This is a genomic window from Paenibacillus sp. GQ49 (assembly GCF_059759055.1).
On record NZ_JCAXEL010000007.1, the window covers coordinates 1 to 23,827 of the forward strand.

The window sequence follows — 23,827 nt, forward strand, 5'->3', positions numbered from 1 at the left end:
CAACTTTCGCGTTCATTCTGCAAGCAGAATGTTTACTCACTCGTTGTTCAGTTTTCAAAGATCAAACACGATTTGTTTTACTTCTTTTTCGTCTCAACCAAGTTTCGGCGGCGACTTAAATAATGTAACACATTTCGTTTGTTTTCGTCAAGAACTTTTTTAAATTTCTTTTTTGAAGCTTTAGTTCTTCACTTTTCCTCTGAAGAAATTATCATTTGTTGGCGATAATCTCGTTTGGGGAACGAAATATAATGTATCATATATCGTGAATGAGAGTCAACATCTTTTTATAAATTATTAAACAAACAAAAAAGGAAGGTTTCCCCTCCCTTATGTGATCAATATAATGTCAGGCTTCTGGAGAAGGTTATGCCTCAATCCAATACCGAATCTCCCGGCCCTCTCCTCCGATTGATGGCCATCCTGCCGATTCTTTTACTATAGAACGAAAGACCAGCTTACGTATCACCAAAGGCAGATCTTCTCGAACAAATCTTAACTGCGGGTGATGAACAAGCTCATTCATGCTCCACGGCTCCTTGCGACTTCTTAACACACGCAGCAGCAGTTCTGAGCATTCACTCATTTTGGACATTACGGAAAACTCACAGGCAAGCAGGACAAGCTCTACTCGCTGCTCCAGCGTCTCCGAGCTTACGGTAAGCTCTTGATAAAGTTTCCATAAAGCGCGATCCAGATTCTGCACATGTGTCCAGACGGCATGATCCGGGTATATCCCCTGTTCAATCAATACAATTCTTGCCCAGTTCCCCAGAGCCTCTAATACATTGTAGTAGGCGTCTACAACATGACCTTCCTGAATATGACGTTTGGCCTCCACATACATTCTCAAGAAACTGGTGAATTCATGAAGCAGCTTCTGCTCACGCAATTCTGCCCCAAAGGTAGACAGTTCTTCTCGCAAATCACTTAAGGCGCTGTCCGCTTCCCAGATAATCTCACCTTCAATCAGACACTGGGTGAGATTATTATGATTCCCGGTTACTACACTACTCTTTAATTCATGACGGCTCGCATAGATCATCTGATAACGAAGATCACCATATCTGTAATGTCCGACCGTCGACTTCAATTGATCATCATTATGAACAACAAGTACTAATAATTCGAAATCTTGAATTAGGGAGCCGTGGAATCGCTCTCCCGGGTGGGAATAAGCGATAGCCCCAACTGCCCCTGTCTCTTCCGACTGTTCGGACAAAAAAGCAAGGTTCTTTAATTCCACGATTCCCTCCATACATTTCATGGCAGATAAGCGCCAAGTCAGTTATAATGTAATTCTACATCCAGACTGAAGTTTCCTTCTTTTCCAGGTCCAATACTACTCATACGATAGGAGCATTTTTCATGATTTTTAAATCAGCAAAAATTAATGCTTTTCGCACTTGGGGATTACTACTGACCATGCTAGGTATGGGCCTAATGATACTGGGAACAGCCGGGATTGTTTTCTGGGGACATGCAGGCAAGGTATTCGCAGCTGTCGGACTCGTCATCGGACTGATTGCCATGATGGCCAGTCTAGCCATTTATTTCTGGGCGGGTATGCTCTCCACCAGTGCAGTACAAGTCGACTGTCCGGAATGCGGGAAGTTAACCAAAATGCTTGGCAAAACGGATCGTTGTATGTTCTGTCATACCATCCTCACCCTGGACCCTAATAAGGCCAACATGACCAGTCAACAACTGAAAGCGCCTTCTACACAAGCTCCCCCCACCGATGGTTAGCACAAAATGGTCTCCAACCGCTAAATGTCTTTTAACTTAATTTCATTGAAGAACAAAAAAAGGCCCGGTATGTTTACCGGACCTTTTTGGACTTGGCTTATAAGTGAGCCCTTGTTGCTGTTATCAATAGCTAAGATATGAAATTATGTTATAAGTTCTACGACCAATAAAACGGTAGACTGCACGTATGATGGTGCCCAAGGAGAAACTTTGAGCTTAGCGAAAATAAATTAAAGCAAGCAGACACTCTGAGTTCGAGTAAATTATTTCTGGTAACCGGCCTGCTTTAATACCTCCCATGCAGAAGCATTAGCAAAACTCCGATTCCACGCAGCTACTCCGCCTAGCTTCAGCGAAGCAATCAAATCCACACGCGCCTGAAGGGACACGGCATCTTCGATCCATATTTTCTTGGTAGCTCCGTCTTCCTTATATTCCACATAGTTCTGTCCACTTGCCTGATCCAGTTCAGGTTTGAGTTTCTTCTCTTGGATCAGCTCCACAATGGTATTCATGCCCACCGCTTTGGAAGATACTTTAACCTCACCCTGATCATTCTTCTCTTCCGTCCATATCCGGGTATAGAGCGGAACCGCCATGATCAACTTGTTAGAAGGGACTTCATCCTCCTCAAGTATGCGTCTCATGGAAGCCTCGGTCCAAGGCAGAGAAGCTACCGAACCTGCCTTGGGACTGGCCGCCCAATGTTCATCATAAGCCATCACAATAACATAGTCTGCAAAAGAACCTAATGCACGGCGGTCCAGAAAGGCAGACCACATCTCACTGTTTGATTTTGGTGTTACATCGATCGATAACATCAATCCATGTATACGTGCCATCGCCTTGATCTCGCGCACAAATTGCGTAATGTTTGGCCCGTCATCTGTATACACGTTCTCAAAGTCGATGTTAATACCATCCAGTTGATACGTCTGTGCATACTCTAACATCTGCTCAATAATATGCGTGCGTGTCTCGTAAGAAGCTACAGCTTCTTTTGTAACGTCCGGGTCAAAGCTGTTATCCATGAGTCCCCATACTTCCATACCCGAACGGTGAGCCCAGTTCACATAAGCTTGGTTTCCCTTGCTTTTCACAGTGCCCTGTCCATCCGTAATATGAAACCATGTGGGGCTGACCACATTCACACCGGGCATTTTACCGATAGAGCCCACATCAGGCTGACGATTGTACACGGCTTCCCAAACCAGATTTACCGGTTTATTCTGCCACTTCTTCTCTGCTGCAGTCAGCGTATACTTGGGCAAGTCCACCTTCTTTTTCTCGGTGAGGACAATATAATCATTATCTACATATCCGGCATATCCATTATCGAGTTGAACAAAACTCTGTTTATCACCCGTCTGCCATACACGTACCCTTGCATCCTTTTCCATATCGGCAATGATTGGTGAGGATTCTCCCCCACGTTTATATAACGGCACGGTCTTGTCCGCTTTGGATGATAATGTATCAATCTCTGCATACTGAATCATGTCTCCTCCACGCATCAGCAGCACAGCACCTGTTACTGAATCTTCCTGTACGGTTATGCCATATACTTCTTTCAAAGGTTTGAGCGGAATGTATGCTTCCCCGTCCTTAACCTCAGGCTTAACTGTCATAGGATAATCTTTGTGATTAAGTTCTGCTTGTGTGCTTCCATCTTTCATATGAAGGACTCGCTGAGGAGAGGCAATAATGATATCTCCCGATTCTGATTCATAACGTATTCCCTCATCAACTGCTTCTTGCAGCACATCTACAGGCAACTTGAGTTGATCTCCTGTACCCAGAGCGTCTCCATCCATCAGTTGGCCATCTACAAAAATAGGCTGGCTTCTTCCTACCCAGTCAGGGTCTTCATGGGTCTGGTTCAACCATACATTTGTTATAAGCCAGTAAGCCCCTCCGGCGATCAGACAAGCCCCGAGAAAACCGGGCCAAAATGAACGTCGCTTCTGACGTGTATATCTGCTTTTTCTACCCAAACGTCTACCTCCGTTAATTATGCTGATCATAAGGATGTGCGCATAAGTTGTTATCAAGATGAGCATTTTGCATAAATGCTAAAAAAAAACGTGAAGAATCCATACTGAATTCTGCACGTTAATATTGTAATTCAACTCTCTTAATCCCTGCAACTTTTGCAAACGCCATATACTTCCAATCGGTGACCGTGTACTTCGAATCCTGTACTAGACTCCGCCTGAAGCTCTACACTTTTGAGTGAAGGATAGCTGAAGTCTTCAATCTTGCCGCATTGATCACAGATAACATGATAATGATCCGTCACATTGGCATCGAAGCGACTTGAATTATCTCCGTATGTCAATTCCCGGACCATGCCAGCTTCCAGAAACATCTTCAAATTATTATATACCGTTGCCACGCTCATACTGGGAAATTGGGGTTCAAGGGCTCGGTAAATTTCATCGGCTGTCGGATGCCCCATGGATTCCATCAGATAGTTCAATATGGCATGACGCTGGGGTGTAATACGGACACCGGTCGTTTTCAGATGCTCCAACGCATGTTGGACACGTGTTGCCATAAAACCCACCGCCTTACCTTTCATTCTCTGGTGAAGAGTATGATACTGTCTCCTCGCTCAGAGTTGATTCCCGGCCATTAAGAACGACAATCCATCTTTCATGCCGTGTAATCTTGCCAGTGTACATTTATTGTACGGCGATTACAAGTTTATTGTCAACGCGGCGGTCAAGGAACCTCTGTAGAATCCAGCTGGGAATTTGGTCCGTCCTCGGTAGTCTGTTCCAGATTCTCAGCCGTATCTTCAGAATCAGGTGTAACTGTTTCAGGGGTAGATACAGCCGGGTTGCTCTGAATGGTGAGATCACTGTTGCCTTCAATTTTCACCCTGTACTCGCCCTCGCCGAGCTGGCCTTCTATGGTTTTATTCTGTACTTTGAACGGCAGATCCGTACTTAGATCTCCATAACTGCTGGAACCCGCAAGACTGTAGTCTCCACGATCAGGAAGTAATACGTTAATGGCTCCCACAGCACTGTACACATCCCAGTCTCCTCCGACTTTGGTAGATACGATGTTAATACTGCCATTAAGCGATTGGGCTTTGATTCCCAGATTGGCTCCATCCAGCGTAATATTGCCGTTGCGTGTCTCTGCGGTGAATACACCAACGGAGTCCGCAATACTGATACTTCCCACTTGTGTAGTAAGATCTACATCGCCGGAAATACCGCGAGCCTTCATGTCTCCACGGTTACTGTCCAGATCGACATTACCAATAGCGTTGGCTACAATGACATCTCCGTTCAACGTTTTCCCTGAGATATCTCCAACAGCATTGGTAATTCGGATACGTCCGTTACCCGTTTCGGCCAATATGGTACTAATGGCTTCTGGACGGTTTAATAATATGGCTCCATTGGAAGTTCGAATATCCAGATTAAAACGACGATCATCCGGGATCGTAATGGTAAGATTCATCCGTGGCTGCGTTTTTTCATTGTCTCCATACGTCTTGCCTGTAGCTTTGATATAAATTACTTTTGTACCATCGGCCTCTACAAAAGAGGCTGCTGCAACGGCCTTTGCCTGTACTTCCGTCGTCTGATCTACCCAGATCACCGTCCGTACTTCAATCTCATCCGTATCTCCGCGTTGTATCGAGATATCTCCGTTGACACCTTCAACCACCAGATCTGACGTATCCATGCGAACAGGTACACGAATCGTGCCCTTATCCTCCATATATCCTGCCGCTTGACTGTAGTCCATGGATGCCGCTCCGAGATTTAGACTCACTCTATTCCATAAGTGCATGTAGTGATCCTGCTCGGTGACGATAAATACGGAAGCTGCCAAAATCAATGAGGTTAGAATGCCTTTGGCATCGGGTCTGAAACGTATTCTGATTTGTTCATCAGGATTGCTCGGGTTATCCGATTGCACCTTGTTTCTTCTGCGTGTCCACAGGAACAGCACAATATATTCAACACCTAAAACAACGAGCAAAAATGGCCACCAGTCCACCATCTCATATACATAGTCAGTTCCCCACCGTTTATCCAAAATCAACAGCACACCGACCGCTATGATTAAGGCGGCAGCCGTATAGCGGCCAACCCGGACTTTACGGTTCATCACGTTCCCTCCTCGTATCGTTTCCACTACATTTTTTTCTTGTTCAACATCACCCAGAACTCACGACCAAACAGTAGCAAACCGCCTACAATCATGAGAACCGCAAATGAATATCCGCCGTACATGGCGAGAAGCTCTTGAAACCAACGTGGTTTGCGGAAAAACAGCACCATCAAAGACCCTCCAACAATCAGAAGTAATCCAAACGATATGCCTCTCTCCCAGACCATCATTGCATCTCCTGTAGAACGTTCATTGGTTATCGGCTTGTCCGAAGTTGCCTGGGTTACGGCTCTACGTCTGCGCATCATGACCCAATCTGCAGATTGCAACACATCATATACATTGTAAAAGTAAATAACCGGGATACACAAAGCCAGCAAGATGAGCAATGGCACATTGATCTGTATTCCAATGGATGAGAAGTACAATACTGCTGACAGATCAAGCAAAACAAGCAGCATAAAGGTCAAACCTCTCATGTACAATCTCAGATAAATATGACCCAGACCAGGAATAATGGCACTCAGTAATCCCGCAATAAACTTGTGAGTCCGATTTCTGACCGGTTTGGTCTGAACTGTACGGGTCTTTTGGTTCAATTGACGTCTCCGTTTCATAACATACTCCTCTCTTCTGATCTGACCTTCCGCTCTTCATGCATTTGGTTAGATAGTACCCTAAAGAGCAAGGAGAGTAACTGGAAGAAATATGGATATGACCAAAAACCCTCCGGCACTACTGGCCTCTGGAGGGTTGTAATTCATTTATTCGATCGAAACTTTGGTCACGTGTTCCCACTGTCTTAACTTAGATACAAGCCCTACTGTTTCGAAATCATGCGGTACCTGGACATGCAGCACAATCTCAATTTTGCGTTCAACCGATATCATCTCTGCATATGCCAGGTCTTGTTCATTCACAGTAATTTTAAGGATCTTGATCTTCTCCTGCTCCATACATGAAGACAGTTGTTCCAGAAAACCGGGTTCTGACAACGTATGAAGTGTAACAACATGCATCTTGTTCCCTCGTAAATACCTCAGCTCCAGTTTGTTAAATACCCAGAGATTAAGCAATACCAGGACGGTGGATACGATCGATGCAAAAAAGAATCCCGCACCTGCTGCGAGCCCAATGGCTGCAACAACCCAGATTGAAGCAGCTGTAGTCAGTCCCGTAATGGATTTTCCCGTAAAGAGAATTGTCCCTGCTCCCAGGAATCCGACACCAGTAATTACAGCAGTAGCCAGACGCGCTGGATCGATCCTTACATTTAATTCATTAGCAAAATCTTTAAAGCCATAAACAGACAACATCATAATTAGTGCAGAGCCAAGACATACCAGGATATGGGTACGCAAACCGGCAGCATGATTGGATCGTTCCCGCTCCAGGCCTACGAGCCCTCCAAGCAGCATAGCCAGCAATAATCGTAATAAAATGTGCCACTCATCAATGAACCAGGGATCGCCCAAAGTCGGTATTCCTCCTCAAGTTGTTAATATTATTAAAGTTTATTCTTGTGAAAAGTCGTTAATTCCACTCCAGGTGCAATCTGTGTGACTTCCACGGGATTAAAACCAAATTTGGTGTACAGATTCACTGCGGGTTGATTCAACGTTCCTGTGGAAACGATATAACGCGGAAGATCCGCATGCTGTTCCAACACATACGTCATTAAAGATGCCGCAATTCCCTTGCGAAAGTGATCCGGGTGCACCATCATTCGTGTAATGGTCAGTGTATTCTCCTCTTCCTCCGCTACAGCGACAGCCCCGATAAGCTCTCCGTCATCATGGATACAACCATAAAAACTCTCTCCACAATCCCGAAGTGTTTCCATCGTATCCATCAAAGGAGGAATCTCCTGAAATCCGATGATTTCAGCTTCCAATCGATAAGCTACATGTTGTAGTCTCCATAACTGTCCCAACGTCTCCAGATCACGCAGTGACAATGGTTGAATGTTCATATCCGTTCCCCCGTCCGAAATGCATTTGTGTATCTATCAATACCAAAAAGAGGCTGTCACAGGGACGAGCCTCTTTCTGTCCGGCCTCACCGGAAGGATTAGCGGTTCAGTACATCTGCAAGCAGTTGGTTGGCTAGAGCTGGATTCGCCTTGCCTTTACTTTCTTTCATAACCTGACCAACAAGGAAGCCAATGGCTTTTTGTTTACCAGCTTTATAGTCTTCCACGGATTGAGGGTTATTCGCTACAACCTGCTCAACGATGGCAAGAATGGCGCCTTCATCACTAATCTGCACAAGACCCTTCTCTTCAACGATCTGCTGTGGAAGTTTGCCGCTCTCCAGCATCTCCTTGAATACCGTTTTGGCGATTTTGCTGTTAATGGTGCCCTTCTCCAGCAGTCCGATCATCTCACCCAAACCTTGACCTGTCAGTGGAACCTGAGTCACCTCAAGATTGCTCGTATTCAGGTAACCCAGCAAGTCGCCCATGATCCAGTTGGATACGGATTTGGCATCCTGAGTGAATTTCAAGCTATCTTCGAAAAGATCAGCTATAGCCTTGGATGAAGTAATAACCTCTGCATCATAACTAGGTAATCCGTAATCAGCCGTGTAACGAGCTTTACGTTCGTCTGGGAGCTCAGGTATGGTAGCCCTGATGCGCTCTTTCCAGGCTTCATCAATATGCAGCTTCACCAGATCCGGGTCCGGGAAATAACGGTAGTCATGCGCCTGTTCCTTACCACGCATCGACAGTGTTTTTCCTTGAGCTTCGTCCCAACGACGTGTCTCTTGAACCACTTCACCGCCATCATCCAGAATTTCAGCTTGCCGATATTGTTCATATTCGAGACCACGCTGCACACCACGGAAGGAGTTCATGTTTTTCAGTTCGGCTCTTGTTCCCAGCTTCTCCTGTCCATGTGGACGCAAACTGATGTTGGCGTCACAACGCAGTGAACCTTCTTCCATCTTCACGTCCGATACATCACAGTACTGCATGATTGCGCGTAATTTTTCAAGATACGCACGTGCTTCTTCCGGAGAAGAAATCTCAGGTTCGGATACAATCTCCACGAGTGGAGTACCGACACGGTTGAAGTCCACCAAAGATGCGTATCCGCCATCGATATGTGTAAGCTTCCCTGCATCTTCTTCCAAGTGAAGACGTGTGATGCCGATTCGTTTCGTTTCACCATTCACTTCGATATCAATCCAGCCGTTCTCACCGATTGGTTGATCAAATTGCGAGATCTGATAAGCTTTTGGTGAGTCGGGGTAAAAGTAGTTTTTACGGTCAAACTTGCTGACATCAGCAATCGTACAATTCAGGGCCATCGCTGCCTTCATCGCATAGTCTACAGCTTGACGATTCAGTACAGGCAGTACGCCCGGATGTCCGAGACAGACCGGGCAGGTATGCGTATTCGGCGGAGCTCCAAAAGCTGTGGAGCAGCCGCAGAAAATTTTGGAGTTGGTATGCAACTCCACGTGGACTTCAAGTCCAACGACCGTTTCATATTTAGATGCGGACATTTCTATATTCCTCCGTTCCGGGCAGTCTACAGCTGCGGACGCTGCTTGTGGAATTCTGTATTTTGTTCAAACGCATGCGCTACACGCAATACGGTTGTTTCATCAAAGGCTTTACCGATAATCTGCAGGCCAACAGGCAATCCATCCGAGAATCCACATGGAATACTAACAGCAGGTACACCAGCCAGGTTGACTGGAATTGTCAAAATATCGTTCAGATACATCGTAAGTGGATCATCCACCTGTGAACCCAGTTTGAACGCCGTTGTTGGCGCAGTTGGTCCAATAATGACATCATATTTGGCAAATACATTGTCGAAATCCTGTTTGATCAATGTACGTACCTTCTGTGCTTTCAGATAATAGGCATCATAGTAACCCGAGCTGAGTGCATACGTTCCAAGCATGATACGTCGTTTCACTTCGGGACCAAAGCCTTGACTGCGGGATTGATGATACAGATCCAGCAAGTTGTCCGGATTGTCTGCACGTACGCCATAACGTACACCATCAAAGCGAGCCAGGTTGGAAGAAGCCTCTGAAGAAGCCAGCAGGTAATACGTAGCCACCGCATATTCGGTATGCGGAAGGGATACTTCTTCCCATGTTGCCCCGAGTCCTTCAAGAACTTTCAATGCAGACAAAACCGTTTCTTTCACTTGTGGATCGACGCCTTCACCGATGTATTCCTTCGGAACAGCAATGCGAAGCCCTTTGACGTCACCTGTCAGTCCGCTCAAATAATCCGGGATCTCTACTTTTGCAGAAGTCGAATCTTTGGCGTCATATCCGGAAATAGCTTGCAATACATAAGCAGAATCTTCAACATTTTTCGTCAAAGGACCAATCTGATCCAGGGATGATGCAAATGCAACCAATCCAAAGCGGGAAACAAGTCCGTACGTTGGCTTCAATCCAACAACACCGCAATACGAAGCAGGCTGTCTGATGGAGCCACCTGTATCTGATCCAAGCGTGAAGTACGCTTCTCCCGCAGCCACAGCCGCTGCAGAACCACCGCTGGAACCTCCTGGAACACGATCCAGTGCCCATGGATTACGTACAGGGGAGAAACTTGAATTCTCATTGGAGCCGCCCATGGCGAATTCGTCCATGTTGAGTTTACCAATAGTTACGGTGTCCGCAGCTTTCAATTTCTCGACAACTGTCGCGTCATACACCGGGTCGAAATTACGAAGGAATTGGCTACCACACGTCGTGCGCAGTCCGTTCGTAACGATGTTATCCTTAATACCTACAGGCAGACCAAAAAGCAAACCTTTCTCCTCGCCGCTAACAAGACGGTCGTCCAGTTGACGTGCACGAGCGCGTGCTTGTTCTTCATCCAGAGCCAAATATGCCTTAACTTTATCGTCATGCGCGCCAATGTTCTGATACGCCTGATCCACCAGATCGCTGACCGACAGTTCTTTGGCATGCAGCTTGTTATGTAACTCAGGCAACGATTGTTCAAATAAACTCACAGTTTTTGTCCTCCTTCCGGTTATCCGTTATTCCATTACTGCAGGCACTTTAAACTGCCCGTCTTCTTCTTCCGGTGCATTGCGCATCACCTGTTCAATCGACAGGCTTTCTTTGGTCTCATCTTCACGCATAACATTGCTTACGTGCAGAACGTGAGTGGTGGGCTCGATGTCTTCTGTATCCAGCTCATTCAGCTTTTCTGCATATTTTAAAATCGCGTTCAGCTGACCTGTCAGGGTCTGTTCTTCTTCAGCAGTCAAGTTGAGCCGGGCCAGCTTGGCCACATGCTGAACGTCATTATTCGAAATACTCATTAGCGGATGCCTCCTTCATTCGTTCTGATTCCCGAAACGACCTGAAACGAATCGCTCGTTTAACGGGCTAAAGTCTCAAGATAACTTTTTTCATTATAGGTGAGATAGTTCGACAATTCAATGCAAATGACCTGACAGGCTTCCGGGAAGATAAAATCAAACTTATAAAATAAAAAAGAGCCGGCATCAGCCGACTCTTAAAATTCTAAATCCATGCACGCAGATTAACCTGCTTTATAAAATCCGCCTGTGACATAACATCGTTCGCGGTTTCCTCTTCCTCTTCCACAGCTTGAAAATCTCCGTTCATCAGATGATGAAACAGCTTCTCATTGTGTGTCGCAAGGGCGTAATCTATCAACGCTTCTCGCTCGACCCGCTCAGCTTCCTGCTTCAGCAGAACCTCTTCCAGATCGACGTCGCCGGATGGAACAAAAAAGTTCCGGTTTACCTGCGGCACTCGAAGCACGTAATCGAACGCATTGTCCGGATTCCGGTCATAAGCGATGATGAAACCATATTCCCCCACAGGAAGATTCTGCTCAAACGCATCCGCGACGATGACAACCTTCTCTCCTAATCGCAGCATCGTCTAACCTCCTGGTAGTCTATCATTAATATTTATTTGTATAGTCTACTAGAAAAGAATAACGATGTCTAGGAATACTAGAATTAAACAACATATTTGTGCAAAATCTTTTTTTCCATTTTTAAAATGATGTTATTTCAGATTACGTGCACCTGGCTTGCGCTGTGATCGAATTACGACAAACCAATATATGATGAGCGGCGTGGGAAATCCTGTGATGCCCCATAATCCCCATAACCAGGGGAAACGTCCACGTCTGCGTGCGTCCTGAAAGATCCATGTGCCCTGAACCAGAAGAAAAATGCCAAGCAATGTTAGCCACAGTGGAGAAACCTCATCTAATGAATAATGCATTTTATTCATGACGAACCTCCTTCCGGCGCCGTCCTGCCCAGATCACAGCCAAAATCACCGCAACTGCTGTACCAAGAGCCTGGATTCCCAAATATAGAGCTGGAGCAGATACAAAAAATAATGCCCCGAACGTAATGGCAAGCAAACCAACCAACCAGAAACATATCATCTCGATCCAATTGGCTCGACGTCTAATCTGTTTACGTTCCCTGACTTGAGCTTCAAGTGAACCCAAAGAAGGAATACTTGTCGGCTCAAAAGCATCATCCAGCACTTTCATGTGTTGCTGCAATCGTTCTACAACTTCTTGTTCTTGTGCATCATCTGATCTGCTCATCCTTATTCCAGCTCCTTTCTTAACTGACGGAGACCATAAGCTGTGCGTGACTTCACCGTTCCGGCAGGAATACCCAGCATTTCCCCGATCTCGTCATACCCGTATCCATAATAATGCTTCAGTAGCACTGCAACACGATGTTCGGGTGTCAGTCTTGTCATCGCATCCATGACATCTGTCCATTCTTCATTCCGAGTCTCAAGCTGCCAACGGAATCGACGTACAGCCTGATCCCGGATGAGAGCAAGCCAGTTCTGTTCTCTCTTCTTACGTCTTGTCTTATCGATATAAATGCGGGTCGCAATGGTGATCATCCATGATGAAAAGGCAGACGTGCCGTCATATCGATGGATATTTTCCATGCAACGAATCATCGTATCCTGCACCGTCTCTTCTGCGAGGTTAGCGTCCATCGTAACTTTGACAAGATACTTATACACAAACGTGTAGTGACGTTGCAACAACGCTGCGAGTGCGCTATCGTCTCCCGATACCGCTCTGCGTACCTCTTCCAGCTCAGCTGCCTTTATCATGAAATCACCTTCTTCCCGTTCAATCTGGAGTTAATACGACAGGCTCTGCAAAAACGTTCAATGAAATTAAAAAAAAATTAAACCCGACAATTTCCCGGGCAATCAGACTTGATTCCGGTAATCCTGCAGCTTGTCGAACCACGGTTGGTTGCGGGCTCCGTTTTTTAAAACACGGCTTGTCCATATATTCTGCTGAGACTTCATCACTTCATTGGTCACGCCAGGGTTATGTATTAAAGCTCGCTCAGTATCCGTTTCTCTTTTCCCACTTTCCAATATACGACGGTTTTCTTCAATGATCGGATACTCGACACGCTGTCCCAACGGAATAACTCTTGGTTTCTCCACTTTGATATTCCCCACTCTCATGATCTATATAAGTTGAACTAAAGATTATTTACACTGACACTACGATGACAGAATAACCTTCCAATCGCTGTTATCCCCAGATTTTTTGATTCCCTTTTCTTAAAGGGAAAATCCGGTGATAGCATATGCTTCCGATGCAGCTTTCTTGCGGAAAGCTTTTAGGCGAAGTGTATGCTTTCGAAGTAGCTTTCTTTCAGAAAGCTTTTAGCTTCGCTTTTTCAGGTTTCTTTTATCCTCTTCGTTATCCTGTAAATAATTAGTTCAACTTATATACTATTTTTTTAAATTTATTATTTCTAAATCAATCTGTACTTGCTGCTAACTTGCTATTGGTCTCAAACTGGCTTGTGATGAAGCGCATCTTGCATCTCTATGTAGCGTAAAAAAGGGTAATTCTGTGATAAAAAGAGGCTGAAAACAAAAAAAGAACGCAAACCGGGTATAGACCACAGTCTGCGTGCTTCGCGAGGTTGGGTGTTTCTTGGTAATGCTTCAGTTAGATGATGCCTTAACGCTTGTAACAACTAATTGCTATTCTAATGAAAAAGTTGTCACTTGTCCAGACTTTCTTCACATATCATGTCGGATTATCTTGCGGACACGTAAGGATTGTTCTGTTTCTCATAACCAATGGTCGTTTTGGGACCATGACCTGGATATACTTTCACTTCATCAGCAAAGGTGTAAAGCTTGTTCTGGATTGAATCAATCAGATCCCGTTCACGCCCTCCTGTCAGGTCCGTTCTGCCTACACCCATGCGGAACAGCACATCACCGGCAAACAGGTCGTTATCACAAAGCAAACTTACACTGCCTGGGGAATGTCCAGGTGTATGGAACACTTTAAACGTATGACCAATCAGATTCAACTTCTGCCCTTCGTCCATGGCATATTCAGCCGGATCTGTCGAAAGGGGTGGTGTCGCCTGCGGCCAATTCAAAGACCCATTTAATTTCGGGGTGGTGAGCCAGTCGCTCTCCAAGTCGTGAAGATAAACGGGACATCCCTTCAATTTACGGATCTCATCTACCCCGCTCATATGATCAAAATGAGCATGAGTGAGGAGAATGGCTTCAATCTCCAAGTCTTGGATCGCCTTAAGCAGCGGCCCTGGATTCATGCCTGGATCGATAATGACGGCTTTGCCCGGATCATCTCCTTGTAGGAGATACGCATTGGTCTGAAGCGGGCCTAGTGTAAACGTACGAATGTTAAGCATATCGGCTTAGTAACCCGAAATCAGTTCACGCAGCTCACGGATAATGGCCGCATGTGACTCCGTTCCTTCCCCATAACGTTTACCAATCTCTTGACGCGCTACAGCCAGATTTTCTTGATACTCTGCTGCTTCACGATCTGGATTAAGGCGTTTGAATTCAATCATGACTTCCTGTACATGCTGCGGACGAGGTCCCCACTGACCTAACACATGACCACCTGTATCTGCAAAAATAACGACTGGCACGGAGCGGCCACCCATCGTCAGGAACTCATCCATCACTTCCGGATGGTTCTCCATAATCAGAACTTCAGTTGGAATTCCTGAAATTTCAAGCGCCTGGAACACAACCGGAATATTACGGACAACATCCCCGCACCAGTCAGCAGCCAGAATTAACACACGCAGATCATCGCGATGGTTCAGGCTCTCAAAGAACTCACGATCCTCTTCATTCGACCAAGTAAAGCTATCATAATTGGCCTGGAATTCACTTTGGTTCTTGGTCATACTCTCGATAAAATCTTTCGGTGGAAGACCTTTACCGAATTTGTGAGACAAGTTGGGTTTACCCATGACTAGACACTTCCTTTCTTTTTACGAACATTCATCCATTTAATAAGTACATAAACGATCATAAGGGCGAGAGCGACAAGCAAAATAGGCATAACATATGGCGCCGCTTTCTCATCAATATGCTTCCATTGATCTCCAAGAATCATCCCTAAATATATAAACAATGCAGTCCAAGGTATAACAGCGAGTGTAGTAAGCAAGATGAATTTGCCTGTGTGCATTTTCGTGATGCCAGCCGGGATGGAGATTGCGTGTCTTACCACCGGAACAAAACGGGCCGTGAAAATGACACCTGTACCATACTTGCGGAACCACTCCTCGGAATGGTCGATATGTTTTTTCTGGATGAGTATGTATTTACCGTAGCGTTCAAGTACAGGTCTGCCGCCATATCGACCAATCCAGTAAATAAATAACTGGGCAATCACACCGCCCACCGTACCAAAAATCATAGCACCGAAGAAGTTGATATTACCTTGTGAAACGAGAAAACCTCCATACGCCAGCACAATTTCGCTTGGGATAACTTCCAACATTAATCCAAGCATGATTCCAAAGTACCCAAGACTTTGAATCCAATCGAACAATTGGCCAACAAGGTTATGAATAAAGTCCATCTCAACCCTCTTTCTCCATCCTGATTGGCGGTGCCCCTCCGCACCATGGATGTTCGTCCCTATTTTATCACAGGGCTGTGGACGTTGCTACATCACGAGGTTAGGATAGTGTCCCGTTCGCAGCAGTCCGCATATGGTATGGGGAGAGGAGCGTGAGAAGATGTCACACAAGTCAATACCCGGTTCTCCGCCGGTCAAACATAAGCAATCTGGTCAAAACCTTCCTTCCGCCAGAGGAATTCGCCGGGCATGCAGCAAGGAATTGTACCGGACAGCCAAAAGGCTAAAAGTATATGTCTCTCCCGAACGGATGAAGCAGGCGGAAGAATATTATTACGGTAAAGTGATCACAAATCTGCTCTGGATTGGGGAGAATCGCGACAACCGCAAGAAATTATGTGAGTGGTGGAACAAGGATGTCAGTGCAGAGATCGCCGCGATGTGGGAAGTAGATGTTGAACCATTAAAAGATGCGTTTCAGCACGCATTTGGCGGTTATCGTCTGTAGATATGGAGGAATGAGGCAGATAGCTGTGCCTTCAAACCTACTGAAAGAGGAAGCAAAGTTGAAGCGAATCTGAACATGTTAGGAACGGGTAAGGGCACGGGCACTGTGTCCTTAACGTGTGATGTTAATGCGTCCTTCACGTACGAGCAAGCGATAGAGACAACAAAAATGCGATTTTCTCTTTCCGATGTAAAGCTTCGCTCCAGGTGGAATTCAGGGTCGTCCTCTGGCTTGCGGATTGAGCAGAGTATGGAGCCGACCACCACAGGGAGCATGAACATAAGCTGTGAGTATGAATATGAGCTGGAAAGTATGAACAAAAAACACCGAGTAATTTTTCATACTCAAGCCCACGAGCGGTAACGAATCTGAGGCGTCTTATTCAAGGATTTGAAGCACTTTTAGAAATCTAAAGAATCTGAGACACGTTATCTCGGGATTTTTGGCCTTTTTAACTTTTTTGTTAAGGAGTTTCGGGAAATAACGTGTCTGATGTTCCTTAGAATTTAAAAGGAGGAGCGGAAAGCCAAATAAGACGTTCTGTGTTCCTTAGAAAATCGTATATCCATCCGCCAGGAGCAGCCATCCTAGACTCCCAGACTTTTTAGACGCTGACATCCATCATCATATAACTTGGGTAAACGTCAAGATCCAGCAGTGATTCAAGGACTCCGCTTGGTCAACTCTGGAGTAAACGGAAGAGAAGAAGCCGAAGCAAGCCTGCGCAGATTCTCTCCATAGCCTAGAGCATGTTTTTCCATTACAAAACGACGATCATTACGAACGTCCCCTGCTCCCACTTCCTCAGCCAGCAGTTGATACCGTTCATACATCTGGACACCAGCGGCGGCAGTCTGTCGGGCTCGATCTCTATATCCTGCCTTCCATTCCCGCCGCGCTGCCTGCTCCATCCAATACAAAGCCGTGGATTGGCTAATGCCATCATACCGATTCAATGCGATCGCTTGTTCAAAATATTCTCCAGCCTGCTGTCCTTCGCCGAATTGGGCTGCCAATCGTCCAAGTTCGATGTAAATCTGAGGGTGCATCGGGAAATGGGACAGGCTGCTCAAAAGGAGTGATTCTGTTTCTCGTCCCGGGAGAGATCGTGCAAAGGATATCACGATATCCGGTCGATTCGGATTCGATTGAAAAGCAGCCATAAGATGCACCTTCTGTGCTGGAGTGCCATCCGGTTCAGACATCGCCTGACGGTACTGCACTTCTGCTACGGCATATCGGGAGGTCAGCCAGACTGTTCCACCAATCCAGAAAAGGATGATCATCACTGTGGATACCCTTATTAGCCGAGCAGTTACTCGCTGAAAAATATGAAAGAAGGAACGCATCAGGACAGCTGATGGGTGGGATTGGGTTGGTAAATATCGCAAGAAAAGAGATCTGGATCTGGATTTAGATCTGATGGGAGTGTATTTCACAGTTACGGATCGCTGGACTCCCTCTGTTTCCGTCTTCAATGCAGTTGCCCAAGCACCGAGCCAGATGAAGAGCATCCAAAATAATGTGACGCTCCAGTCAAAGTCCATCACCCCATGCAGGCCAAAAACCAGCACGGATGGCATGAGCTGCGGTGCAAAATGAAAGATGCTTCGCAGGGTGAGGAGAAACCACCCTGCGACAAGCACGATGCCGATCATGCCCGTGTCCAGGGCGAGATCGAGCAGGCCGTTGTGAACCTCGCCTCCAACATAAGGCGAGGATTGAATGGCGCGAAACATGTTGCGCCATGTATCCCCCCCGTGGCCGAGCCATGCGGCCTCGGTCCACAGCTGGAGGGCATCCCGCCACATCTGTAGGCGGGACACCCCAGTGCCGACACCCGCCGCGAGGCGATCGGCGGTGGAGGCCACGGCCATCAGTGCGGCGGCGGCTCCCGCCAGCACAATGGCCGTCAGGGCAGCGGCGCGCGGAGCCTTGGCGGCGCCGCTGTGCCATAGACGGCACAGCAGCAGCGTGCCGAGCAGCGCAGCTGCCCATGCCCCGGCCAGTGCCAGCAGGCCGGGCACGGGTGCAGGCGCCAGCTGGGCAGCAGCCAGCTGGCGGTACAGCCAGGCCGCGCACGCCAGTGGCGCGGCCATGGCCAGCAGCAGCGGCAAGCGGGCACCGCGCCGCTGCAAAGCAAAGGCGGCGACCGCGGCGCAGCCGGTCGCCAGCCAAGCCCCGCGCGACTCGCTCAGCAGGAGCGCGGCTTGCGCGGGCATGAGCGGCAGCACTGCCGCGATGAGTCGCCCGGCCGGCACAGGCCGGGTTATGACTCGTGCGGCGGCTGTCAGCCGCTCCAATGCGTACATGCCAACAACGGCACCGTACGCATTCGGGTACTGCAATAATCCGCCGAGCCTTGCTCCGGCGGAGCTGATCTCGGGGTCAGCAGTCCGCATCACCCCGAAGGGCAGCGGCAATATCCCGCACACGGCAAAGATGCCACTTAGCACAAGCAAGCCGCCTGCCATCTGCCAACCGCAGGCTAACCAACGCGCACCATCCGTGCGCACAGCCAGTAATGCGGTGAGCAGAGTAAACATCGCGAGCAGGCTCCACCGCAGCATCTCATCCATGCTGCCCTGTTTACTCACCGAGCCTGCCCACGCATGTACCCCAAAACATGTCATCATCCCCAGCGGCCACAATACCCGCCACATCCCCGGAAATCGGAATATTTTCTCAACGATTCGTTCTAGTCTCCCCCGACCCGGTACCAAGGACACGGGTATTCGTTCACTCGCCTTCTGTGGACGAATACCGACAAGAAATAGCACAATCATGATCAATATGCTTCCTGCTGCGATCAAAAGGACAGGGTACAGATCCGCTGAATAATACAATCCCCGACTCAGACATCCTGCAAGCAGCAAGACAATGGAGAGTATGCCTAACCTAACAGTCCACCCCGATCCTGAATAACGTTTACACCTCAAACTTTGAGAAAAACTCCCTGACGCATCGGTCTGGATAGCTCCATTTGATTGATGTGTATCATCTTTTTTATACGTATCATTTTTGTTGTATGTATCTTCCCTATTACATGTATTGTCCCCATTACACAAGTCCCTGTTATCTACATATTCTGTATTCCTTACAACTCCCTTAACAATTGTCCTATTCTTCATCCTTATCCACCCTCCCTCCTTCCTTCCACCCTCCATATGCATAACAAAAAGACAGAAGATCCCGATAACGGGTCCTTCTGCCTGATATACATCTGACAGTTATGATGTTGATTACTACGAAGTATGTGCATTGAATATCATTTTACATTCAGAGACCCTAATAGCAGTATGTCCCTGGATTGGCATTGGCACACTCAGCAAAGGTCGCAATTTGCGGAATCTTGATCGGTTTCTTTGCTCGATTTTGATTTCCCGTTGCCCTGCTTGCCATCGCCAGGAAGCAAATCGGCACAAGCCCGCTCCAAATATGGATCGGCATGAATGAAATCACGGAAAGCCGTATATTCATTCCACATCTCCATCACTTCGCCGGCCTGACCACGAACAGCACGAATCAATATGTTTTTAGGCGTATTCTCCATATCGATGAATTCAAGCAATTGTGTCTTGTATCCCATCAGATCAAGCAACTTCGCACGAATCCCATCCGTAGCCAGTGCGGAAAAACGTTCCTTGAGGATGCCATGGGACAACAACGGATTCATCACGGAAGCCTCTACTTGATCAAACAATTCATGCTGACAGCAAGGAACAGACAGAATAACAGAAGCCCCCCAACGAACTGCCTTCTCCAAAGCAGCATCGGTAGCTGTATCACAGGCATGAAGTGTGACAACCATATCCACTTCGTTCAATTCATCGTAGTCCGCGATGTCTCCAACCAGAAACTTCAGATCGCCATAATGCAATCGATTAGCCAGATCGTTACAGTGTTCAATTACATCTGCCTTCAAGTCCAACCCAATAATTTTGAGTGAACGCCGTTGTTGTACAGACAGATAATGATATAACGCAAATGTCAGATAAGACTTCCCGCAACCAAAATCAACGATGGTAAGTGGACGTCCCTCTGGCAGATGCGGAATGACATCCTGCACCATTTCGAGGAAACGGTTGATCTGTCTGAACTTGTCATACTTGCGGGCCAGCACACGACCTTCTTCGTTCATAATACCAAGTTCAACAAGGAACGATACGGGTACTCCCTCTTCCAATACATATTGCTTCTTGCGATTATGCGACAGATCCACCGCAGTTTTGGAAGCAGATTTGGTCAGAATGGATACTTTATATTTTTTGCTGATCAAAATTTGATAGTCTGCCTCGGTCGTACAGAGCAGGCCTTGACGAAACGTCTCTTCGCATAACAAAGTCATACGCTCTGCCGCTTCAGCTGGAGTCAAATTCTCGTGCAGCACTTTGTTGTTATAATGGAATGCAAATTGGTAATGCAGCTGATTCTTCAGTGTCACCGGCTTGACTTGCACTTTGGTATACGAGACATTGTCCCGTCTGCGCAGCTGGCTCCAGGTCGCTGTAATCAGCGAATTCTGTTCAAAGATGTCTTGTATAAGCTTTCGCAATGAATCCACGGGGTACATCTCACTTTCGGTTTGGTTTGGTCAACCGTTACCATACCACAATTCCGTTCCCTCTCCAAGTAAAGGCATGTAACAGGCCTTGATCCAATCCATATTTAGGAACTCATCTCTTGACGACTTAGTTCAGCTAACCCCTCTTCAACTTCGTTCCGTGGCAAACCACCATGCTCCAGCTGTTCATCCGTGAGTTGGCTCAACCTTTCGTAGAACGCCTGTACATCATCTCGGTAGCTCACCGGGAATTCAACACCAAGCTGGAGCAGTCTGTACCAACTGTTCTCTGCCTGGTCGTAACGTCCTTGTTGTTCACGATAGAGGGCAAGCTGTCTTTCAGTCCGGGCAGGAAGTTCATATTCTTTCGTAAGCCCCAACACACCCTCCACCCGTTCCGGTGCATTCAATAACTGGGGATTAGCGCCATGATTCAATGCATACAGGTAAAAATGAAGTGATCTCATCAATCGAATGACAGCCTCATCCTCTGCGTCCATTCTCTCCTGATCATCTATGCCTTCCACTTTGGCCTTCTCTTGATAAATGTAAGCCTCTTCTTCAATCAGCCTCGCGGCTTGCTGCAGATTGTCTACCTCAATTATTCCGCGAAAACGGAACATTTCAATAACATCCTCTGCTGGCAATGAGTTCAGTAGAGATAAGTTCAACCCAAACTGCCTGCGCATCAACTCATCCAGTTCAGACAATGCCTCGGTGTGCTTACGCTGCTGTTTGAGCGTGAACACTTTGCCTATTGCTTCAGTCATTTCCTCCATCATGCGGAGCAGATAATCTTTTCTGAACATGCTGTATGCCCCCTCATCATTCGACCCTATACATTCAATCGCCCTAATATCGTTCCTTTATATTTATTTTAATTCATGCCATGACAAAAAGCCAAAAACAAGACACGCGTGTCTTTGCTCTGGACATGAACACACCAAACCCCTGCCTATCCAAAAGGGACAAGCAGGGGTTTGGTCGGAATGGAACTGGTTACTCCTCCTCCACAAGAGGTTGAATCATCCAGAATCAAACTATATTCTAATAAAATCAACATAAATCACTTCATCAATTATTTCGATAATCCAGCCATAAATTGTTTAATGACCTGAATTAACTCTTCAGGAGCTTCATACATGCTCATATGACCCGCACCCGCAATCACGGCTTGTACGATATGTGGCTTGTCACTTGTAAATGTACGTTCTGGCGGGATAACAGCATCCTTCTCTCCTGCAACCAGCAATACAGGTAAAGGTGTAGCCGATAACACATCGCGGCGATCCGGACGTTCTCGCATAGCAAGTGCAGCACCAACAGCACCTTGAGGAGCAGTCTGGTAACCAATTTCCTTCACACGTGTTACATGCGTAGATAGCGATTCCACATGTTCCGGTGCAAAAAGTCCGGGAACCAGTCCATCTACAAAATTTACGATACCTTCGGTCTGAATGGTGGATACAGCACGAAGGCGTTTTTCCTTGGCTTCTTCACTGTCCGGATAGGCTGTCGAATGAATCAGACCAAATGCTTTCAAACGCTCCGGGTGACGCTGTGCAATCGAGAGCGTAATGTATCCCCCCATCGAGTGTCCCAGAAGGACCGCTTTTTCCACATTCAACTCATCCATCAACTGTAATACATCGTTGCCCATCTGTTCGATGGTATAACTTCCTACAGGTGCATCTGTTTTTCCGTGTCCACGCAGATCAGGTACGATACAGCGATAGCTGCGTGCCAGTTCAGGTACGACCTCATCCCAATACGATGAACTGCCACAGTATCCGTGGAGCAAAATGAGTGCTTCTCCCTTACCTTGTTCGGCATAACAAATCGTCGTTCCATCACACATCACTTTTTCCATATGAATCCCTCTCTCTGCGCGAATTAAATAATTCAGGTTGTATATTATTAAGCCTACATATCATGAATGAAACGTTTGTCTCCATTTCCATGCTTCAATTGCGGCGTCTGCAATCGTTCGGGACATCCCCATGACGAAGTGAAGTGAGGTCATCTGCAAAATGGAATAGGGCCTTGGTCCATTCGCATTAACCACAGCTGCTACACTGTATTGTCCAACAGGAGGTAGCTTGCCTCCTACCGATTGGGCCGGAATGAGTGGGTTATTCGAGAGATAGTATGTACCTACCGCATGCTTTGGACCCAGACATGCATCAATCGCTATGATGGCATGGTGTGCAGGAATAAGTGCCAATTTCTTTTCCAGCGTATCTGCATCACAAGGGGAAGACAGCGTGCCAATCACGTTCTCCATTCCGCTCTCTTGCAGTAAACTTCCTGTTAGTGGACCCAGAGCATCCCCGGTGGAACGATCAGTACCGATGCAGACAAACGTGATCTCAGCTGGAGAATGAAGTTGAACGATGTTTTTGAAAAATAATACCAGATTCTCTGCAGGCACGCCTTTGCGGACTTCCCTTCCTTGATGGCGAACCATTTCTCGCTTATACGCTGCCAAGCTGTATTCCCTCCAGTACACTCAGGTTTCCGTTAAATCCTGTTGTTGTATCCATCATTGTAACCGATGCTTGGTTTCCTCGCAAAAGCATTAGCCTGAGCGCTTCCAATCATGATACAATAACAAGAGTTTCCGATACGGAAGGGATGAACTTAACGATGGATTTAACACAAGCAACAGCAGCCAATATGGAATATATGATTGAAGCGATCAAAACCAAACTTCGTATGGCAAGCGGTGCCGCCATGCAAGCTTCTTCATTCCCACTTGAGAAATATGAAGATCTGTTTGACCTGTATGAAATGATTTTGAGCAAGGAACATCTCAGTATCTCTGAAGTGGAAGCTGTCGCTTCGGAACTGGGTAATCTTCGTAAATCCTAAGCAAAAAAAAAGGACCTGTTTTCCACATCACCGTGGGAACAGGTCCTTTTTCACATATTTATATTTCCAGACTATCTTTTAAGGAATAGATCCC

At 46.7% G+C, this 23,827-nt stretch carries 26 protein-coding genes; 3 read left to right on the plus strand and 23 right to left on the minus strand.

Features of this window, described 5'->3' with window-relative positions; genetic code table 11:
- Positions 1-367 precede the first annotated feature (367 nt).
- Positions 368-1,246, minus strand: coding sequence for a nucleotidyltransferase-like protein (locus AC6CIF_RS14310; protein WP_036667991.1), 879 nt, complete (start codon positions 1,244-1,246; stop codon positions 368-370).
- Between the two features lie 122 nt (positions 1,247-1,368).
- Here AC6CIF_RS14310 and AC6CIF_RS14315 point away from each other — a divergent pair, with 122 nt between their 5' ends.
- Complete coding sequence (locus AC6CIF_RS14315) at positions 1,369-1,749, plus strand: DUF2614 family zinc ribbon-containing protein (protein WP_017692307.1); 381 nt, start codon at positions 1,369-1,371, stop codon at positions 1,747-1,749.
- 263 nt (positions 1,750-2,012) lie between these two features.
- Here the strand turns inward: AC6CIF_RS14315 and AC6CIF_RS14320 are convergent, their stop codons facing one another.
- The 17 genes from AC6CIF_RS14320 to uptA form a co-directional block, all read right to left on the minus strand.
- On the minus strand, positions 2,013-3,743 hold the full coding sequence (locus AC6CIF_RS14320) for a glycosyl hydrolase family 18 protein (protein ID WP_498200145.1): 1,731 nt from the start codon (positions 3,741-3,743) through the stop codon (positions 2,013-2,015).
- Positions 3,744-3,883: 140 nt separating this feature from the next.
- A complete protein-coding gene (gene perR / locus AC6CIF_RS14325) occupies positions 3,884-4,306 on the minus strand; it encodes a peroxide-responsive transcriptional repressor PerR (RefSeq protein ID WP_026081471.1) in 423 nt (140 codons plus the stop codon).
- Positions 4,307-4,473: 167 nt separating this feature from the next.
- A complete protein-coding gene (locus tag AC6CIF_RS14330; protein ID WP_498200146.1) occupies positions 4,474-5,883 on the minus strand; it encodes a DUF4097 family beta strand repeat-containing protein in 1,410 nt (469 codons plus the stop codon).
- A gap of 26 nt (positions 5,884-5,909) precedes the next feature.
- Positions 5,910-6,503, minus strand: a complete 594-nt coding sequence (locus AC6CIF_RS14335) for a hypothetical protein (RefSeq protein WP_498200147.1) — start codon at positions 6,501-6,503, stop codon at positions 5,910-5,912.
- A gap of 147 nt (positions 6,504-6,650) precedes the next feature.
- On the minus strand, positions 6,651-7,361 hold the full coding sequence (locus AC6CIF_RS14340; protein ID WP_498200149.1) for an MgtC/SapB family protein: 711 nt from the start codon (positions 7,359-7,361) through the stop codon (positions 6,651-6,653).
- Positions 7,362-7,393: 32 nt separating this feature from the next.
- The gene (locus AC6CIF_RS14345) at positions 7,394-7,858 is read right to left on the minus strand and encodes a GNAT family N-acetyltransferase (RefSeq protein ID WP_076212612.1); all 465 of its coding nucleotides are present in this window, start codon (positions 7,856-7,858) and stop codon (positions 7,394-7,396) included.
- A gap of 98 nt (positions 7,859-7,956) precedes the next feature.
- Positions 7,957-9,396, minus strand: coding sequence for an Asp-tRNA(Asn)/Glu-tRNA(Gln) amidotransferase subunit GatB (gatB, locus tag AC6CIF_RS14350; protein WP_149846799.1), 1,440 nt, complete (start codon positions 9,394-9,396; stop codon positions 7,957-7,959).
- Positions 9,397-9,422: 26 nt separating this feature from the next.
- Positions 9,423-10,880 (minus strand): Asp-tRNA(Asn)/Glu-tRNA(Gln) amidotransferase subunit GatA, encoded by a 1,458-nt coding sequence (gene gatA, locus AC6CIF_RS14355; RefSeq protein WP_076212617.1) that lies wholly within the window; start codon positions 10,878-10,880, stop codon positions 9,423-9,425.
- A gap of 27 nt (positions 10,881-10,907) precedes the next feature.
- Positions 10,908-11,195, minus strand: a complete 288-nt coding sequence (gene gatC / locus AC6CIF_RS14360; protein WP_036607033.1) for an Asp-tRNA(Asn)/Glu-tRNA(Gln) amidotransferase subunit GatC — start codon at positions 11,193-11,195, stop codon at positions 10,908-10,910.
- 205 nt (positions 11,196-11,400) lie between these two features.
- Positions 11,401-11,784, minus strand: a complete 384-nt coding sequence (locus tag AC6CIF_RS14365) for a hypothetical protein (protein WP_024631336.1) — start codon at positions 11,782-11,784, stop codon at positions 11,401-11,403.
- A 132-nt stretch (positions 11,785-11,916) separates the two neighbouring features.
- Positions 11,917-12,147, minus strand: coding sequence for a sigmaY antisigma factor component (locus tag AC6CIF_RS14370; RefSeq protein WP_498200153.1), 231 nt, complete (start codon positions 12,145-12,147; stop codon positions 11,917-11,919).
- Positions 12,140-12,475 carry a YxlC family protein gene (locus AC6CIF_RS14375; protein ID WP_498200155.1) on the minus strand — a complete coding sequence of 112 codons (336 nt, stop codon included), beginning with the start codon at positions 12,473-12,475 and terminating at the stop codon, positions 12,140-12,142. The genes AC6CIF_RS14370 and AC6CIF_RS14375 overlap by 8 nt, the downstream gene beginning before the upstream one ends.
- Before the next feature lie 2 nt (positions 12,476-12,477).
- On the minus strand, positions 12,478-13,008 hold the full coding sequence (gene sigY / locus AC6CIF_RS14380) for an RNA polymerase sigma factor SigY (protein WP_076212623.1): 531 nt from the start codon (positions 13,006-13,008) through the stop codon (positions 12,478-12,480).
- Positions 13,009-13,110: 102 nt separating this feature from the next.
- Positions 13,111-13,356, minus strand: coding sequence for a hypothetical protein (locus AC6CIF_RS14385; protein WP_498200157.1), 246 nt, complete (start codon positions 13,354-13,356; stop codon positions 13,111-13,113).
- 608 nt (positions 13,357-13,964) lie between these two features.
- Positions 13,965-14,597: an MBL fold metallo-hydrolase gene (locus tag AC6CIF_RS14390; RefSeq protein WP_498200159.1), complete on the minus strand. Its 633-nt coding sequence runs from the start codon at positions 14,595-14,597 to the stop codon at positions 13,965-13,967.
- A 6-nt stretch (positions 14,598-14,603) separates the two neighbouring features.
- Positions 14,604-15,173, minus strand: coding sequence for a thioredoxin family protein (locus AC6CIF_RS14395; RefSeq protein WP_498200161.1), 570 nt, complete (start codon positions 15,171-15,173; stop codon positions 14,604-14,606).
- Between the two features lie 2 nt (positions 15,174-15,175).
- Positions 15,176-15,790, minus strand: a complete 615-nt coding sequence (gene uptA / locus AC6CIF_RS14400; RefSeq protein ID WP_036607012.1) for an undecaprenyl phosphate transporter UptA — start codon at positions 15,788-15,790, stop codon at positions 15,176-15,178.
- A gap of 160 nt (positions 15,791-15,950) precedes the next feature.
- On the opposite strand from uptA, the gene AC6CIF_RS14405 reads away from it, so the two are divergent.
- A complete protein-coding gene (locus AC6CIF_RS14405) occupies positions 15,951-16,298 on the plus strand; it encodes a dehydrogenase (protein ID WP_477534911.1) in 348 nt (115 codons plus the stop codon).
- 662 nt (positions 16,299-16,960) lie between these two features.
- On the opposite strand, the gene AC6CIF_RS14410 is transcribed toward AC6CIF_RS14405, so the two are convergent.
- The 5 genes from AC6CIF_RS14410 to yyaC all read right to left on the minus strand — a co-directional run bounded on the left by AC6CIF_RS14410 (position 16,961) and on the right by yyaC (position 23,350).
- Positions 16,961-18,325 (minus strand): O-antigen ligase family protein, encoded by a 1,365-nt coding sequence (locus tag AC6CIF_RS14410; RefSeq protein ID WP_498200163.1) that lies wholly within the window; start codon positions 18,323-18,325, stop codon positions 16,961-16,963.
- A 1,298-nt stretch (positions 18,326-19,623) separates the two neighbouring features.
- Positions 19,624-20,871: a class I SAM-dependent methyltransferase gene (locus AC6CIF_RS14415; RefSeq protein ID WP_498200165.1), complete on the minus strand. Its 1,248-nt coding sequence runs from the start codon at positions 20,869-20,871 to the stop codon at positions 19,624-19,626.
- A gap of 95 nt (positions 20,872-20,966) precedes the next feature.
- Complete coding sequence (locus AC6CIF_RS14420) at positions 20,967-21,671, minus strand: DUF6483 family protein (protein WP_498200166.1); 705 nt, start codon at positions 21,669-21,671, stop codon at positions 20,967-20,969.
- Positions 21,672-21,940: 269 nt separating this feature from the next.
- A complete protein-coding gene (locus AC6CIF_RS14425) occupies positions 21,941-22,732 on the minus strand; it encodes an alpha/beta fold hydrolase (protein ID WP_498200167.1) in 792 nt (263 codons plus the stop codon).
- A 60-nt stretch (positions 22,733-22,792) separates the two neighbouring features.
- Complete coding sequence (gene yyaC / locus AC6CIF_RS14430) at positions 22,793-23,350, minus strand: spore protease YyaC (protein WP_307542165.1); 558 nt, start codon at positions 23,348-23,350, stop codon at positions 22,793-22,795.
- Between the two features lie 158 nt (positions 23,351-23,508).
- On the opposite strand from yyaC, the gene AC6CIF_RS14435 reads away from it, so the two are divergent.
- Positions 23,509-23,733 carry a DUF1128 domain-containing protein gene (locus AC6CIF_RS14435; RefSeq protein ID WP_017692283.1) on the plus strand — a complete coding sequence of 75 codons (225 nt, stop codon included), beginning with the start codon at positions 23,509-23,511 and terminating at the stop codon, positions 23,731-23,733.
- Positions 23,734-23,827: the final 94 nt, after the last annotated feature.

Coding starts and splice junctions, on each gene's coding strand:
- AC6CIF_RS14315 (WP_017692307.1), top strand. CDS start 1,369: ATGATTTTTAAATCAGCAAAAATTAATGCTTTTCGCACTTGGGGATTA.
- perR (WP_026081471.1), bottom strand. CDS start 4,306: ATGGCAACACGTGTCCAACATGCGTTGGAGCATCTGAAAACGACCGGT.
- AC6CIF_RS14330 (WP_498200146.1), bottom strand. CDS start 5,883: ATGAACCGTAAAGTCCGGGTTGGCCGCTATACGGCTGCCGCCTTAATC.
- AC6CIF_RS14335 (WP_498200147.1), bottom strand. CDS start 6,503: ATGAAACGGAGACGTCAATTGAACCAAAAGACCCGTACAGTTCAGACC.
- AC6CIF_RS14345 (WP_076212612.1), bottom strand. CDS start 7,858: ATGAACATTCAACCATTGTCACTGCGTGATCTGGAGACGTTGGGACAG.
- gatB (WP_149846799.1), bottom strand. CDS start 9,396: ATGTCCGCATCTAAATATGAAACGGTCGTTGGACTTGAAGTCCACGTG.
- gatC (WP_036607033.1), bottom strand. CDS start 11,195: ATGAGTATTTCGAATAATGACGTTCAGCATGTGGCCAAGCTGGCCCGG.
- AC6CIF_RS14365 (WP_024631336.1), bottom strand. CDS start 11,784: ATGCTGCGATTAGGAGAGAAGGTTGTCATCGTCGCGGATGCGTTTGAG.
- AC6CIF_RS14370 (WP_498200153.1), bottom strand. CDS start 12,147: ATGAATAAAATGCATTATTCATTAGATGAGGTTTCTCCACTGTGGCTA.
- AC6CIF_RS14375 (WP_498200155.1), bottom strand. CDS start 12,475: ATGAGCAGATCAGATGATGCACAAGAACAAGAAGTTGTAGAACGATTG.
- sigY (WP_076212623.1), bottom strand. CDS start 13,008: ATGATAAAGGCAGCTGAGCTGGAAGAGGTACGCAGAGCGGTATCGGGA.
- AC6CIF_RS14390 (WP_498200159.1), bottom strand. CDS start 14,597: ATGCTTAACATTCGTACGTTTACACTAGGCCCGCTTCAGACCAATGCG.
- AC6CIF_RS14395 (WP_498200161.1), bottom strand. CDS start 15,173: ATGGGTAAACCCAACTTGTCTCACAAATTCGGTAAAGGTCTTCCACCG.
- uptA (WP_036607012.1), bottom strand. CDS start 15,790: ATGGACTTTATTCATAACCTTGTTGGCCAATTGTTCGATTGGATTCAA.
- AC6CIF_RS14405 (WP_477534911.1), top strand. CDS start 15,951: ATGTCACACAAGTCAATACCCGGTTCTCCGCCGGTCAAACATAAGCAA.
- AC6CIF_RS14415 (WP_498200165.1), bottom strand. CDS start 20,871: ATGTACCCCGTGGATTCATTGCGAAAGCTTATACAAGACATCTTTGAA.
- AC6CIF_RS14420 (WP_498200166.1), bottom strand. CDS start 21,671: ATGTTCAGAAAAGATTATCTGCTCCGCATGATGGAGGAAATGACTGAA.
- AC6CIF_RS14425 (WP_498200167.1), bottom strand. CDS start 22,732: ATGGAAAAAGTGATGTGTGATGGAACGACGATTTGTTATGCCGAACAA.
- AC6CIF_RS14435 (WP_017692283.1), top strand. CDS start 23,509: ATGGATTTAACACAAGCAACAGCAGCCAATATGGAATATATGATTGAA.